Annotated in this window: 13 protein-coding genes; 12 read left to right on the plus strand and 1 reads right to left on the minus strand. The window is 36.7% G+C overall.

All coding sequences use genetic code 11. The annotated features are described in order from the left end of the window. Window positions 1-61 precede the first annotated feature (61 nt). The 4 genes from nhaD (at window position 62) to ACLHDG_RS02940 (ending at window position 4,870) form a co-directional block, all read left to right on the plus strand. Window positions 62-1,408, plus strand: a complete 1,347-nt coding sequence (nhaD, locus tag ACLHDG_RS02925; RefSeq protein WP_415407496.1) for a sodium:proton antiporter NhaD — start codon at window positions 62-64, stop codon at window positions 1,406-1,408. 157 nt (window positions 1,409-1,565) lie between these two features. Then, window positions 1,566-3,104, plus strand: a complete 1,539-nt coding sequence (gene guaA, locus ACLHDG_RS02930) for a glutamine-hydrolyzing GMP synthase (protein ID WP_415407497.1) — start codon at window positions 1,566-1,568, stop codon at window positions 3,102-3,104. 261 nt (window positions 3,105-3,365) lie between these two features. Beyond that, window positions 3,366-4,481, plus strand: a complete 1,116-nt coding sequence (locus tag ACLHDG_RS02935; protein WP_415407498.1) for a DUF481 domain-containing protein — start codon at window positions 3,366-3,368, stop codon at window positions 4,479-4,481. A gap of 56 nt (window positions 4,482-4,537) precedes the next feature. After that, window positions 4,538-4,870 (plus strand): hypothetical protein, encoded by a 333-nt coding sequence (locus ACLHDG_RS02940; protein ID WP_415407499.1) that lies wholly within the window; start codon window positions 4,538-4,540, stop codon window positions 4,868-4,870. Between the two features lie 2 nt (window positions 4,871-4,872). Here ACLHDG_RS02940 and ACLHDG_RS02945 read toward each other — a convergent pair whose 3' ends face one another. After that, window positions 4,873-5,364 (minus strand): SixA phosphatase family protein, encoded by a 492-nt coding sequence (locus tag ACLHDG_RS02945; protein WP_415407500.1) that lies wholly within the window; start codon window positions 5,362-5,364, stop codon window positions 4,873-4,875. Between the two features lie 156 nt (window positions 5,365-5,520). Here ACLHDG_RS02945 and htpG point away from each other — a divergent pair, with 156 nt between their 5' ends. From htpG to ACLHDG_RS02985, 8 genes are all read left to right on the plus strand, one after another. Continuing rightward, window positions 5,521-7,383: a molecular chaperone HtpG gene (htpG, locus tag ACLHDG_RS02950; protein ID WP_415407501.1), complete on the plus strand. Its 1,863-nt coding sequence runs from the start codon at window positions 5,521-5,523 to the stop codon at window positions 7,381-7,383. A gap of 165 nt (window positions 7,384-7,548) precedes the next feature. Then, on the plus strand, window positions 7,549-8,472 hold the full coding sequence (locus ACLHDG_RS02955; RefSeq protein ID WP_415408322.1) for a cation diffusion facilitator family transporter: 924 nt from the start codon (window positions 7,549-7,551) through the stop codon (window positions 8,470-8,472). Further along, a complete protein-coding gene (locus ACLHDG_RS02960; RefSeq protein ID WP_415407502.1) occupies window positions 8,472-9,122 on the plus strand; it encodes a uroporphyrinogen-III synthase in 651 nt (216 codons plus the stop codon). Before ACLHDG_RS02955 ends, ACLHDG_RS02960 begins: the two co-directional genes overlap by 1 nt. Window positions 9,123-9,513: 391 nt before the next feature. After that, window positions 9,514-10,782, plus strand: a complete 1,269-nt coding sequence (gene purD / locus ACLHDG_RS02965) for a phosphoribosylamine--glycine ligase (protein ID WP_415407503.1) — start codon at window positions 9,514-9,516, stop codon at window positions 10,780-10,782. 8 nt (window positions 10,783-10,790) lie between these two features. Beyond that, window positions 10,791-11,261: an RDD family protein gene (locus ACLHDG_RS02970; protein WP_415407504.1), complete on the plus strand. Its 471-nt coding sequence runs from the start codon at window positions 10,791-10,793 to the stop codon at window positions 11,259-11,261. Further along, complete coding sequence (locus ACLHDG_RS02975; RefSeq protein WP_415407505.1) at window positions 11,254-13,329, plus strand: LPS-assembly protein LptD; 2,076 nt, start codon at window positions 11,254-11,256, stop codon at window positions 13,327-13,329. Before ACLHDG_RS02970 ends, ACLHDG_RS02975 begins: the two co-directional genes overlap by 8 nt. Further along, a complete protein-coding gene (locus tag ACLHDG_RS02980; RefSeq protein WP_415407506.1) occupies window positions 13,329-13,598 on the plus strand; it encodes a J domain-containing protein in 270 nt (89 codons plus the stop codon). Before ACLHDG_RS02975 ends, ACLHDG_RS02980 begins: the two co-directional genes overlap by 1 nt. Further along, window positions 13,576-14,304 (plus strand): phosphoribosyltransferase, encoded by a 729-nt coding sequence (locus ACLHDG_RS02985; protein ID WP_415407507.1) that lies wholly within the window; start codon window positions 13,576-13,578, stop codon window positions 14,302-14,304. Before ACLHDG_RS02980 ends, ACLHDG_RS02985 begins: the two co-directional genes overlap by 23 nt. Window positions 14,305-14,309 lie beyond the last annotated feature (5 nt).

The raw sequence follows: 14,309 nt of genomic DNA on the forward strand, positions 1-14,309 counted from the left end.
AAAAAGACTTTCAATGTTATAGAAGTTATAGAAACATATTACATACACACTAGGAGAATAGATGACAACAGATGTAGTACAACATTTAGATTTAACAACAACATGGGTAGGGATCCTCTCCTTTGCAATATTTGTAGTAGGATACTACTTCATTGCAACGGAAGACAAATACCATATAAACAAAGCTAAGCCGGCACTCTTTGCAGGAACACTTATTTTTATGCTTATTGGTGTGTATTATGTTATGAATGGTTTGGATGTCAAACATCTGCACCACGAAGTAGAGATACTTATCATTGAAATTGCAGGAATCTTCTTTTTCCTTTTTGTTGCAATGACCTATATCGAAGCGATGATTGACAGAAATATTTTCTCTGCTTTACGTTATAAACTTGTCTCAAAAGGATATGACTATAAAAAACTCTTTTGGATCACCGGATTCTTAGCATTCTTTATCTCACCTATTGCAGATAACTTAACAACTGCGCTTATCCTTTCAACAGTATTGATTACTATTGATAAAGAGAACAAAGCATTTATTGTTCCTTCAGCAGTAAACATTGTTGTTTCTGCCAATGCCGGTGGTGCATGGAGCCCATTTGGAGATATTACAACCCTCATGGTATGGGTTGACGGTAAAGGGACCTTTGTTGATTTCCTTTACCTTTTCCCTGCTTCTATATTGGGGTGGCTTATTACTGCATTCCTTTTGAGTCGTTTTATACCAAGTGGTAATCCTCCGTTTGCTGAAGATGAAAAAGAAGTACATATTGCCCCTGGTGGTAAGATCATCATGGGACTTTTTGCCTTAACGATCGCATCAGCTGTTACTTCACACCAGGTACTTCACTTACCGGCAATGTGGGGAATGATGTTTGGTTTGGCTATTTTAAAACTTTATGTGTACAAGATGAGTAAAGAAGTAAGATATGACAGTGAGGGTGTTTTGTGTCCTACAGTAAATGTTTTCTCATTCATCGCTAAAATCGAAAACGATACACTCCTTTTCTTCTTTGGTATTTTGGCTGCGGTTGGTGGACTTCATTTCTTAGGTTTCCTGGAGTACTTTACTGCACTCTATACACAGTTTGGTGCAACCACAGTGAATATCGGTGTAGGGTTCCTTTCTGCTATTGTAGATAACGTGCCGGTTATGTCTGCAGTACTTAAATCAAGTCCAGATATGGGTGTAGATGCGCATGCACAATGGATGCTTGTAACACTTACAGCAGGTGTTGGTGGTTCACTGATCTCATTTGGTTCTGCTGCAGGTGTTGGAGTTATGGGTAAACTGCATGGTATTTACACATTTGCATCACATATGAAATTGGCATGGACTGTGCTTGTAGGGTATGTTGTCTCTGTGGCTGTTTGGTATTTACAGTTTCAAGTTTTAGGGATTATGTAATAATAGATATCTCTCGTTCCTAAGCTCCCGCTTGGGAATGTGTACATCAATACTATTTGCATAGTTAAGTTTTTTCAATTTGTTTATTCGTTCCCAAGCGGGAGCTTGGGAACAAGGTGCGTGGCAAAATTTAACCATATAAATATAAGGAAATATCATGAAACAAGTACCTATACTCGTACTGGATTTTGGTTCACAATACACACAACTCATCGCTAGAAAACTCAGAGAGAGCGGCGTTTATACAGAAGTGGTACCATATCGTGAAAGTCTTGAAGATATCAAAGCACGTAAGCCACAAGGGATCATCCTTTCTGGTGGACCGGCTTCTGTATATGCTGAAGATGCGTATAAGCCGGATGAAGGTGTTTGGGATCTAGGTTTACCGATACTGGGTATCTGTTATGGGATGCAGCTCATCACTCAACATTTTGGTGGAGAAGTAGTAGCAGCGGACCACCATGAATATGGAAAAGCGAAACTCAAGATAGAGAATGATTCTACTATCTTTAAAGGTATTGCAGATGATTCTATCGTATGGATGAGTCATGGTGATAAAGCAGAAAGACTCCCTGAAGGCTTTGATATCATCGGGACAAGTGAAAACTCACCTTATGCTGCGATAGCAGACGATAATCGAAAAGTATATGCATTCCAATTTCACCCGGAAGTACACCACTCAGTAGAGGGTACAGCGATGCTTAAAAACTTTGCTAAACATATTTGTGGTTGTGACAGCACTTGGAATATGGGAAGCTTTGCCAAAGAGAAGATAACCGGGATCAGAGCACAGGTAGGAGATAAAAAAGTCCTTTGTGGTGTATCTGGCGGAGTTGACTCATCTGTGGTAGCGGCTATGCTTAATGAAGCCCTGCCTAAAGAGCAACTTATTTGTGTATTTGTAGACCAAGGTTTACTTAGAAAAGATGAAGCAACACAAGTACAGGCAATGTTTAAAATGCTTGACATTCCACTTATTACTGTTGATGCGAAAAAAGAGTTTATGGAAGCACTGGAAGGTGTGTCTGATCCAGAGACTAAAAGAAAAGCCATCGGTGAAAAATTCATCGAAATTTTTGATAAGGAAGCAAAGAAATATACTGATGTTGCATTTTTAGCGCAAGGGACACTGTACACAGATGTGATAGAATCCGTTTCAGTAAAAGGTCCTTCTAAAACCATCAAGTCTCATCATAACGTAGGTGGTCTTCCGGACTGGATGACTTTTGAATTGGTTGAACCTCTAAGAGAGATCTTCAAAGATGAGGTAAGAAAATTAGGACTAGAGCTTGGACTCCCTAAAGATATGATAGGGAGACATCCTTTCCCTGGACCAGGTCTTGCCATAAGAACCATGGGCGCAGTCACAGAAGAAGGGTTACATCTCATAAGAGAGTCAGATGCTATTATGCAGGAAGAACTCAAAGCTACAGGCTACTACGATAAAGTATGGCAAGCATTTACAGTACTTCTCAACGTGCAGTCTGTTGGTGTTATGGGTGATAACCGTACGTATGATAACACTGTATGTATCCGTATGGTAGAATCTGTAGATGGTATGACAGCTACTTTTGCTCATATACCACATGATGTTCTTGAAGGTATGAGCCGTAGGATCATTAATGAGATCGATGGAATAAACCGTGTTGTATACGACATAAGTTCTAAGCCTCCAGCAACAATCGAGTGGGAGTAATTTTTTTCTATTTGCTGTCATCTTTGAGGGAGCTGTTCAGTCACTTCTGGCACTAAATGCCGATACCCCTGTCGCTAAAGCGTAAGTGGGGTGTACTGACGTAAGCTCCTTCTCAACAACCCTCAAATCTAACAACAACTAGAAAAAAATAGTTTTTTCATCTTCTCTTTTTCATCTAGTCTAAATCTAACCTAAATTAACAGCAATATAAGATATAATTTTTTTAATCTGAAATATCCATCTTTTTATAAAAGGATCTTAATGTACTTAAATCTAATCAAATATTTCTCTTTTCTCATTTTCCTAACACTCTTCTCTTATGCTGGAGGAAATATAGAAAAACCATCTGACAAAGAAGAGATCAAAGATACGATTGTAGTGCACGGGATGGTTTTGCATGGAAAAGTAATGAATCTTGGTCCTAAGAAACTTTCATTTAGACTGCTGTACAGTGATGGTATGAGCCATTTTGCCTATAAAGATATTGAATCAATTCATACTAAATATAATTACCACATATCATTTAAACGTATGGATATTGAAGGCCGTGTTGTCGGTATAGAAGATAATAAGTATCTTAAGATCATGGAAGATGGCAAAGAGAGGACTGTTAAGATAGCTGATATAGACAATTTTGTTATGGCTGTGAGTGATGATGACTCTTTTGAAAATAAAGTACGAAATATATTTCCTTATACAAAAGGGAATATTAATATGGGTTTTGAGATCGAGAGTGGTACCACACAAAAGAATGAAATAGATGTGCTGTTAAATTTACGATATAAACAAGCAGAACATGAAATCAAGCTTTATGTAGATTATGAATATGATACAAGGAAAACAGAAGATACACCTGACACAGTAAATAAAGACGAACTTGTAGGTATTTTAAGTTATAAAAATCATTTTAAAAATAATCAATTTTATTTCACTACAATAGCAGCCGATTATGATCGTCCACGACATATCTTAAATCGCTTTATTCCTTCAGCAGGGTATGGTTATAGATTTAAGGTTGATGACTCTAAATGGTTGGAACCTTCTATTGGTTTAGGATATGCTTCAACCAGTTATACTGATGATATTTATGCAGATAAAAACTTTGCTGTAGCGGCGCTTGGCTTGTCAGGGAAATATCAGTTTAATGATGTTGCATACATCAAAAGGTTTATCATTGATGGATTTATACTGTATTATCCAAGTCTCACAGATATGGATGAAGATTGGATACTTAGATCAAATTTAACTTTTACAGTACCACTCTTTGATTTTTTATCTGTTAAATTGGCATATAACTTGATAAATGACAGTAACCCTGACCCTTCAGTTGGTAATAATAAAACCACAACGAAATTGTTATTTGGGTTTGATTTCTAAGATATAAAGTTTATTTGGGATGGTTCTGCTATAATATTTCTAAAAAGGTTTAACTAATGAAACAAACACTACTGCTTACTTTATCTTCTCTCTCTATGGCTGTGTTTATGACTGCATGTACCAATCAAATGGCTTCCGTAGGACTAAGTCCTGCTGATAAGGCGGAAGAGTGTATGATCATTGATAAAAAAATGATAAAAATCGATAATTTTATCACTGTTGTGAATGATACCAGTGCTTTCCATTTGGAAGAAGCGGCTAGAGCAATAGAAGCACCGGGAATTACAGTGAGTACCAACAAAAAGCAAATGCTCAGAGATGCAAACAAAAAGAAAACAGAACTTGAGTCAGAGCATCAAAAACTGGGATGTGAGACTTCGAAAAAATAAGTTTATTTAAACATTTTTGGATAGATGAAAAATTGCATTTTCCCTTTCCCGATCTTAAATGCTTTCCAATCATTTATAGGCAGCTTTAGAGCTACTATACCCAAGGTTGGAACGTTGTCAATATAGTCATCGATCAGCATATTGCTAAGTTCTGTTGTTTCCGGATTGTGTCCTACTACGAAAAGTGTATCATATTTGTCATTGACATCTTTGATGAGTTCCTGTATCGTTTCTGGTTCTGCCATATAGAGTGCGTCTATGTATTTTATTTTTCCACTGTATTTTATTTCTTTGGCTAAACCTTTGGCTGTGAGTTTAGCTCTTTTTGCAGAACTGGAGAGTATGAGATCTGGTATTACCTTTTTTTCTTTGAGTGCCTTTGCCATGGTTAAGATGGCCTTTTCTCCTCTTTTGTTAAGACCTCTGTCAAAGTCACTTTTGTTTTCATCGCTCCAGTCTGATTTGGCATGTCTGATAAGATATAAATTTTTCATAGGTAAATTATAGCAATAATGATAGAGTTAGTAAAGATTTATATACTTTAGTCACTATCACTAAACAAACTTAAAATAATTCTTGCAAAAAAACTTGAAATATTTACCAAAATAGACTATAATCCCACAAAATTATAGATATAAAGGAAATTATAGATGGCAAAACATCAGTTTCAAACAGAAATTGGGCAACTTTTAAAGCTCATGACACACTCACTCTACTCAAATAAAGAGATATTTATCAGAGAACTTGTATCAAACTCCAGTGATGCACTCGATAAATTCAACTACCTTTCACTTACAGACGAAAAGTTTAAAAATGACAACTGGTCAGGCAAGATCTTTATCAAGTTAGATGAAGCAGATGGGACTCTTACTATCGGTGATAACGGTGTAGGAATGAATGAGGCAGATCTGATGGATCACCTTGGAACTATTGCAAAGTCCGGTACAAAAGCATTTATGGAAAATCTTACAGGAGATGCAAAAAAAGACTCTAATCTTATCGGTCAGTTTGGGGTAGGGTTCTACTCTGTATTTATGGTAGCAGAGCAAGTGGATGTTATCTCTAAAAAGGCAGGTGAAGAGCAAGCCTATATGTTCAGTACGGATGGTTCAGGTGAGTATGAAGTAAAACCTGTGACCAAAGAAGAACATGGGACTATCGTCTACATTAAACTCAAAGATGAAGAGAAAGAATTTTTAAGCAAGTGGAAAACACAAGAGGTAGTGAAGAAGTATTCTAACCACATCGCATACCCTATTATGCTTAACTACTCTGAAGATGAAACAACAGGTGAGGGTGATGACGCAGTCACAAAATCTGTGAACAAATCAGAACAGATCAATGCAGCTACAGCACTATGGACATTGTCGAAGTCTGAACTTAAAGCAGAGGACTACAATGAGTTTTATAAAACTATCTCACATGGTGATGCTGAACCACTTACTTACTTGCACAACAAAGTAGAAGGTTCACAAGAGTTTACAACACTCTTTTACATCCCTAAAACTGCACCTATGGATATGTACAGAGCAGACTACACGCCAGGGGTAAAATTGTATGTAAAGCGTGTGTTTATCACAGATGATGACAAAGAGTTATTGCCTCCGTATTTGCGTTTTATAAAGGGTGTCATAGACTCGGAAGATCTGCCACTCAACGTTTCTCGTGAGTTGCTTCAAGAAAATAGAATTTTGGCAAATATCAAGCAAAACTCAGTCAAGAAAATATTAGGGGCAATTAAAAAACTCGAAGGTGAAGATGCAGAAACTTTTACTGCCCAGTATAACAAGGTTATCAAAGAAGGTATCTACACAGATCAAATGAACAAAGAGATATTGCTTGACATTGTAAAGTATAAGAGTTCAATAGAAGAGGGACTTGTATCCTTTGAAGACTATATATCTCGTGGAGACAGTGAAAAGAAAGAGATCTATTACATCACAGGTGAAGATGAAAATGTACTGAGAAACTCTCCACTCCTCGAAGCATATAAAAAAGCAAATATCGAAGTGCTTATCATGGATGATAAAGAGGTTGACAGTATCGTTTCTCCTATGATAGGCATCTATAAAGAGTGGAGCCTTAAGGATATTACGACTGTTGATGCGCCAGACAGTAAAACAGAAGAAGAGAAAGAAGAGATAAGTAAAGAGTTCAAATCTCTTACAGATAAGATCAAAGAAGTTTTAGGTGAAGAGGTAAAAGAGGTAAAAACTTCTACAAGACTGACTTCAAGTCCATCATGTGTACTTAAAGACAGTTCCGATCCTATGGCCGGTATGGCAGAAATGTTCGCTCAAATGGGACAAGAGATGCCAGAGATACCACTCATTTTGGAGATAAATCCTGAGCATGAAATGATCAAAAAGCTTGATGGTTTAAGTGATGAGAGTTTGTTTGCTGATATTTCTTGGATACTTTTGGATTCAGCAAAACTTTCTGAAGGACTAGAGCCTAAAGATAAAGGTGCATTTGCACAGAGAGTAGCAAGCTTAGCTACAAAAGCGATATAATCCCTCTACTTCTTGTTCCACCTCTCCCGAGGTGGAATATATACATAATCTTTAACGTATAAAAAGATATAATTAGTGTAGTGAATATCTCTATGCATTCCACCTCGGGAGAGGTGGAACGAGATTAGCAATATTAAACTCACAGGATTTTTCTTGAATACACACATGTCACCACAAAAAAAAGCAACTATCGTTTCAAGTTCTGTAGCTACAGTACTTGTATTGGTTAAACTGATCATCGGTATAGCCAGCGGTTCAGTAGCTGTACTCGCTTCTGCCATAGACTCACTGCTCGATATGGCTGTCTCTATCTTTAACTTTTTTGCTATTAAAAAATCAGAAGAAGATCCGGATTCCGAGTATCAGTACGGTAAAGGAAAAATACAAGCTATTGCTGCGGTCATAGAAGGTACAGTAATTACTATTTCCGGAATTTATATCATCTATGTGGCACTTAAAAAACTGGATGAAGGTACTGTAACTACGCTGCTTACACCATCTATCTTTGCGATGGTGTTTTCCATTATCATCACTTATTTTTTAGTACAGTATCTACTCAAAGTAGCAGAAAAAACAGATAACCTTGTCATTAAAGCAGATGCCTTGCATTATAAAACAGACCTTTGGAGTAATGCAGCTGTTCTTGTAGCTTTGGGACTTGTCTCTTTTACAGGACTTGACAGTATAGATGCGATCTTTGGTTTGGGTATCGGAGTCTATATTATTTACTCTGCCTATGAGATCATTGTGGAGGGTATAGAGATCCTTCTGGATAAATCCTTGGATGGGGATATTGTTGCAAAAATTGGAGAGATCATCTCTAATCATCCTGAGATCACGAGTTATCATTGGCTTAAAACACGTTCAGACGGTACGACAAATTTTGTTGAGTTTCATATGGTATTGCGTCCCAATATGCTTTTGCTGGAAGCACACCGTATAGCAGATGAAGTAGAAGATCAAATGATGGCATTAGAGAAAAGAAAACGTTGGATCATTACCCCGCATTTCGATCCTTATGATGATGAAGATGTTAATGTAGCGATGTTGAATGGGAAGTCTTTATCAGAAGTGAACAAAGCAAACTAATGTCACGAGCTATCTATCTTTTATCTCCTACACCTAAAGAGGGAACGATAGCGCTACCTATGATTGACTTTACTGTTACTGCTAAATCTATAGATTTTTCTCATAGTAACACTTTGATGTTTACTTCTAAACAAGCTGTAGTAACTGCTGATACGATAGACCTCTCTTGGAAAAATTATCCATGTATAGCGATAGGGGCTGCAACTAAAAAACAGATAGAGGATTTAGGGGGTAAGGTTATTTACCATCCAAAATCTTTTTATGGTGAATCGTTAAGCCATGATATAGCACAGTTTTTTAGAGATAAAAAACTACTTTATCTCCGTCCAAAAGAAGTCTCCTTTGACTCTAAAGACTTTTTGGATAAAGAGGGGATAACACTTCAAGAGCAAATTATTTATGAAACGTCTTGTATCCAATACCTCCCTAAAGAAAAGCCTTTAAAAAATGCTATTATCATCTTTACTTCTCCCTCAACCATCCATTGCTTTTTAAAGAATTTTAACTGGGATGAGAGCTATACTGCTGTGGTGATAGGTAAAGCTACAAAGGTACATTTACCTGTAGATGCAGAGTATGTAGTGGCAGGTGAACCACTAATAAATGCATGTATCGTAAAAGCAAAAGAGATAGCAAATTCTTCATTTTAGAGAGTACCTTATTCACTTCTAATTCCAAATAGGTTATAATGTATATAACCTAAGTGGTTCGATTACTGTATATGGGGTTCAACATTAATTTTAGTGGGACATGTAGTCTCTTGGTGTGTGGACATTTTCGTTTGAGTGTGGTTAGCCATACGAGAAATTGCCCCCTAAAGAGAGACTCTCTCCTGCATTGTTAGCTTTTTAGAGCCGACTTTTAAACAGAACGGCCACTCGGGGGAATTAGGTGCCATCATTGCACGCAAGGGCTTCCCTAAAAATTACGACGAACCATCAGTTCGCCCTGAATTTTTAAGAAACCCCTTACGCACAAGCATAACACCTACTTCATTTTGGGATTTCCCCCCTTAATTATTAACTTATTCCGGAGAACATAATGAACGTATTGATGATAGGTGCGGGTGGTAGAGAATACTCTATTGGTTTGGCACTCAAAAAAGATGAGAATGTTGAGAAGATCTATTTTGCACCGGGTAATGGGGCTACAGATGAGTTGGGTGAGAATTTAAGTATTAGTGATTTTAACGAATTGGCTGATTTTGTAGAAGCTAACAATGTTGAACTTACTATAGTTGGACCTGAAGCACCGCTGGTTGATGGTATCGTTGATGTTTTTGAAAAAAGAGGATTGGCTATCTTTGGCCCTACGGCAAAGGCCGCACAGTTGGAAGGTTCTAAGATCTTTATGAAGAACTTCCTTGCACGTCACAATGTTCCTACGGCTAAATATATCGAAACAGATTCTTTGGAAGATGCCTATAAATTTATCAACACTCTTGAAGTGCCTATTGTCGTCAAAGCAGACGGACTTTGTGGCGGTAAGGGCGTCATTATAGCTCAGAGTCATGATGAAGCCAAAAAAGCTGCAGGAGAGATGCTTTCGGGTAACTCATTTGGTGATGCAGGAACAAGCATAGTTGTTGAAGAGTTTTTAGATGGTTATGAGCTTTCAGTCTTTGCTATCTGTGATGGTAACGACTATGTGGTTTTACCTGCGGCACAGGATCATAAAAGACTATTAAACAATGATGAGGGTCCAAATACAGGTGGTATGGGAGCTTATGCCCCAACACCACTTGTCAATGATGAAATTTATCGTAAGTTAGATGAACGAGTGATAGAGCCAACCCTTAAAGGGATGAAAGAAGAGGGTATGCCGTTTACAGGAGTGCTTTTTATCGGTGTTATGGTCGTTAAAGGTGAGCCTATCATCCTTGAGTATAATGTACGTTTTGGTGACCCTGAATGCGAAGAGTTAATGCCTTTACTGAAATCACCAGCAAGTGAGTTATTCTATAAAGCAGCAACTGGTGACTTGAAAAATGCCAAGATAGAGTTTCATGACAAGTATGCAGTAGGTGTGGTGATGGCAAGCAAGGATTATCCTTATAAAAGCACAGCTCCTGCTGAGATCATTGTAGATGATATTTACCATGAAGAGCTCAATGAAAATGCACATATCTCTTATGCAGGGGTAAGTCGTGGTGATGATGGTAAACTTTACGCAACAGGTGGTCGAGTACTTGTCTGTGTAGGTGTGGGTGACAGTATTAAAGAGGCACAGGCACGTGCGTATATGCTAGTAGGTCAAGTGCACTTTGCAGGAAAGCAGTGTCGTACCGACATCGCTTATCAGGCACTTTAGGAGAGCTAATGGCTGAGTCGACTTCTCTGCCTATAGCAAGTGTACAAAAGAGAATCAGTGCATTTGTTATAGATGATATCACGGTAGCTCTTTTTTTCCTGATCATCTTTTATGATCAACTGCTTGTTATTGCTTCACACACGTCTGGTATGATGTCCGCTGAAGAGATCACACTTATTCAAGACCAATTAAGACAATTCAGTGTTGACAACCTTCTTGTTATGCTTTCAATAAAAATCCTCTATCATACGGTACCCGTCTGGCAAAACGGGATGACTTTAGGAAAATATATCATGAAGATAAGAGTGATCGATCTTAAGATGGGAGCTAGACCATCGCTAATTCAAGCATTTTTACGTGCGTTATTGAGAATTGGGAGTGAGATCTTTTTCTACTTAGGTTTCATTATGGCATTGATGATGCCTCTCAAACAAACCTTTCACGATAAACTTTCAAATTGTGTAGTTGCTGATGCATAAAATCTTACTTCTCCTCTCTTTTCTATTGAGTATACAAATACTGCATGCCGTAGAAGAAAAGAATAAAATAGAAGTAACTGCAAAACATTTAGAAACAACCGAGACAACTGTTAAAGCTACAGATGGAGTTGTAGTCTATTATCAAGATTCTATGATCAAAGCTTCTTCAGCTTTTTATGATAAAAAAACCAAATTACTTATCTTGGACGGTAATGTTGAAATGATTGGGTACCAAGGTACCAAAGAACATATTAAACATTTAGAGATACAGACAGAGAGTAAAGAGGTTACTTTTGAAGAACTTTTCTTTGTAAGTGAAAATGATGTTTGGCTTTTCACAGACAAAGCACATCGCAGTGATGGTAACTATACTTTTGGAATGAGTATGCTTTCGAGTTGTGATGTGAATGATCCTATATGGAAAATGGTTTTTTCTCATTCTCTGTATGACAGTGAAGAAAAGTACATGAAAGTGTATGATGCAAAGGTTTATTTTTGGGATATACCTATGTTTTATACGCCTTATTTGGCTTTTTCAACACATAAAGAGAGGAGTTCTGGACTGCTATTTCCTCTTTTGGGTTATTCTGCTGATGAAGGGTTTATCTATGAGCAACCTATTTTTTGGGCAATCTCACCAAGTATGGATATTGAATTCAACCCACAGGTTCGTACAAACCGCAGTATAGGACTTTACGCAACTTTACGTTTTGCCGACAGTGACCACTCTTCCGGAAAGTTAAGAGTAGGGTATTTTAAAGATAAGGAAAGTTATGTTGAAGAAAACAACCTTCCCAATAGCAGTCACTATGGGCTGGAATTCAACTATGAATCTTCTAAAATATTTTCTGACAAGTTACCTCAGGGGTTTACGGATGGTTTATATATTAATACAACATTTTTAAATGATATTGATTACCTTAACCTGCAAAAAACACGCCTTGAACATTTTGGACTAGTGCCGCTGCAAGAATCACGATTAAATTATTTTTTATACAATAATGATTATTATGCAGGAGTTAATGCAAAATATTTTATAGATACGAGAAAAGTGGATAACGATGACACTCTACAGATACTTCCTTCTGTACAATTACATAAATACATAGATCATTTTTTATGGAATAATCTTACTTACAATGTTGATTTTCAAGTTAAAAACTTTGATAGGAAGGAAGGTACTACACTTAAGCAGGCAGAGATGAAAATACCCTTAGAATTCACTACCTCCTTTTTTGATGATTTCTTAAATCTTTCACTTGCTGAAGATCTTTATTATAGTAAGTTCTTTTTTGGTAATGAAAGTTATATTTATGATGAGTTTGAGTATTACAGTAGTATTCATAAAGTAAAATTCTTTACGGATCTGACAAAAAACTATGATAATTTTATACATGTATTACAGCCTTCATTGGGATATATAAAGCCTGGTAATGAAAGTGAAAGTCCAGTTGAATTTGATAACCTTACAGAAGATCAGAAAGAGCTTTTTTCAGTAGGGTTGCCTGAAGAACATTATGTTTTTTCTTTAAGTCACTATTTTTATGATAAAAATATGAAGTTGAAATTTTATCAACGACTTTCGCAAAGATATTATGTAGACAGAGCGTATAAGTTTGCAGATATAAATAATGAAATGCAGTACAATTTTAAAAAATGGCAATTTTATAATGATGTGGTCTATGCTCCGGAGTTTAATAAAATTCGTGCATCGTCAAGTCGTATTTCATTGCGTGAAAAAGAGTATTATGTTACTTTAGGGCACACCTATAAGCAGGTATTAGTAGATCAACCTAATATACTTCCGGCAAATGATGTGAGTTTTAATTTTGGTTATACCTACAATGAGAGGATCAATATTAATGGTGGATTGACTTATAATATAGATGAGTCTTCAAGTAAACAGTGGAGATTTGGAGGAAGTTACAAGCAGGACTGTTGGAGTATGGCTGCTTCTGTAAGACAAGATATTACACCAAGACCTACAGGCTATACAACAGATAATACTTTTTATGTCCAATTTAACTTTATCCCTTTTGGTGGGATAGGAACAGAAAGTATGAAGTAATGCATAGCCCTATAGAAGAGATCGATAAAGCTTTAGATATTTTAGGTTTGCCTAAATTGGTCACTAAAGCAGATATTAAAAAACAGTATCATTTTTTTGCAAAAAAGTACCATCCTGACTTAGGAGGGGATGTGGTAAAAATGGAACAAATCAACTATGCATACAAACTCTTGATGAAGTATATAGAAGAGTTTCGTTATACTTTTGATGAAAATGAAGTAAATAAACAATTTCCAGGAGCGGATTATGCCCAACGATTCAAACCTTAATGCTTATTTTGAAAACAAAGAGGACGCAGCTGCTAAACTTATAGAAACGCTGCCTCTTAAGTTGTTACGAGATAATGAAACAGTTGTGATAGGTGTGAGTGAAGAAGGTGTCTATTTTGCAGATAAGATCGCTAAAGCAACAGAATCACAAATGGATATCCTTCTTACGGAGCCTATTTTAGCACCAAATAATCCTGAATTGGCAATTGCAATGGTTTCTGAGACAGAAGAGGTTGTCATGCATAAGGCGTTGATAGACTCTTTTGATATTAGTGAAGACTATATTTATAGTGAAGCACACCGTAAGTATGAAGAGGAAGTACTTGCTTATGTTTATAAGTATCGCAAAGGCAAAGAACTGGTTTCACTCAAAGGGAAGTATGTTGTACTTGCAGATGAGTGTATAGAAACAGGACTTACTATGATGGTAGCACTGAAATCGGTGATCGCTAGAGAAGCTAAAAATATTTATATTGCAACACCTATTTTAGATAAAACAGTGTATGAAAATCTGCTCTCTGTCTGTGATGGTGTATTTTGTCCTCATAAGGTACAAGACTATATTTCGATAGAATACTATTATGAAGATTTTGAGACATCGGACTTTGAAGAGATATCGGAGATAGTGAAGCAGCAAGAAATGAAAAATAAAGAAAAACAGATACATAAAGAACAAGAAATTAAAACTGAAACCCAAAAAGGATAAAAGAA

Origin of the sequence: Sulfurovum iocasae, assembly GCF_047716765.1 — a bacterium.
Classification (GTDB): domain Bacteria; phylum Campylobacterota; class Campylobacteria; order Campylobacterales; family Sulfurovaceae; genus Sulfurovum.